We start from the raw sequence: 1,596 nt of genomic DNA, 5'->3' as shown, positions 1-1,596 counted from the left end.
CTTGATCTTTAACCTGCGAGGGTTGGTCGGTGACCCCGACTGATCATGGGGACAGCCCTTGGTTGATCATTCTTCTTGTCGAGGGAAGATGATCAATAACCAAGGGCTGTCTCGGTGATCAGTGTGCATGATCCTCATCCGGCTGGTGGCGTCGGGGAGCTGGGCAAATTCCGGCGGGAGTTCTACGGCTGCTTGACCGCGCGGGCGGATGCGTTGTTCGAGCTGGCCGACGCGGTGTTGTGCGCTGATGGGCCGGTGCGGTCGTTGGTGGAGTTGTCGCTGGTGGGTGAGCACCGCCGCGGCCACGGCGCGTTGTACGACGCGCTCGCGTGTGGGCGGCTGGACATCGACCGGCTGCGTACTGCCCTGGCCGGGGTGCCGCTGCCACGAGCGGCTGACGGCCGGCTCGTGCTGGCGGTGGACATCACCTGCTGGTTACGGCCGGACGCGCACACCTCGCCGCAGCGGGTTCTGTGTCACACCTACGGTCGGGGCAAGGACCAGACCATCATGGTCCCGGGTTGGCCCTACTCGATGGTGGTGGCCCTGGAGTCGGGCCGTAGCTCGTGGACCGCGCCGCTGGACGCGGTGCGGTTGACGCCGGGTGATGACGCGGCGGCAGTCACGGCCAGGCAGGTGCGAGACATCGTGCAGCGGCTGATCGCGGCCGGCCAGTGGCGGCCCGGCGACCTGGACATCCTGGTCGTGGCCGACGCTGGCTACGACGCGCCCCGGCTGGCGTTCCTCCTGCGTGATCTGCCCGTGCAGGTCCTCGCGCGAATGCGCTCGGACCGGGTACTACGCCGCGCGGTGCCACCCCGGCAGCCGGGGACGATCGGCCGGCCACCCCGCCACGGCGACGAGTTCGCCTTCGGTGACCCGGCCACCTGGGGCGAGCCTGACGCGGCCACGATGACCGACACTCGCCTCTACGGCATCGCGAGAGCCCGAGCCTGGGACCGGTTGCACCCACGGTTGACCCACCGATCCGCCTGGGTCGACGCGGCAAAGGTGTTGCCGGTCATCGAGGGAACGGTCATCCGCCTGGAGGTCGAGCACCTGCCCAGCGGCGCGACCCCGAAGCCGGTATGGCTGTGGTGGTCCGGCGTCGACGCCACCGCCGACGATGTCGATCGGCTCTGGCAGACGTTCCTGCGCCGCTTCGACATCGAGCACACGTTCCGCCTGTTCAAGCAGACCCTCGGCTGGACCTGCCCGAAGATCCGCACCCCGCAGGCCGCCGACCGATGGACCTGGCTGATCCTGGCCGCCTACACGCAGCTGCGGCTGGCCCGCACCCTGGCCGTCGATCTGCGCCGGCCCTGGGAGAAACCAGCACCACCACAGCGTCTGTCACCCGCCCGCGTCCGCCGAGGATTTCGGCACCTCCGAGCCAAAGCCACCTGCCCGGCCAGCGCACCGAAAGCATCCCGACCAGGACCAGGACGACCAACCGGCCGCCGCAACAGCCACCCCACCCCACGCCACGACGTCCACACCGCTTCCGGCGCGACCAGCCCCTCGACAGGCAAGGCGAAAACGAAACCGAAGACGACCCGCAAACCACGCCCAAGCCCAACAGGTTAAAGATCAAGC

At 68.8% G+C, this 1,596-nt stretch carries 1 protein-coding gene; it reads left to right on the top strand.

Translation table 11 applies throughout. The annotated features are described in order from the left end of the window. Window positions 1-114: 114 nt before the first annotated feature. Complete coding sequence (locus ACZ6Q9_RS34180) at window positions 115-1,587, top strand: NF041680 family putative transposase (RefSeq protein WP_396831419.1); 1,473 nt, start codon at window positions 115-117, stop codon at window positions 1,585-1,587. The last annotated feature ends 9 nt before the right edge of the window (window positions 1,588-1,596 follow it).

The organism is Micromonospora sp. NPDC049139 (genome assembly GCF_055586845.1).
The sequence above is the reverse complement of the archived record's forward strand: the minus strand, read 5'-3'. Positions and strand labels throughout refer to the sequence as shown.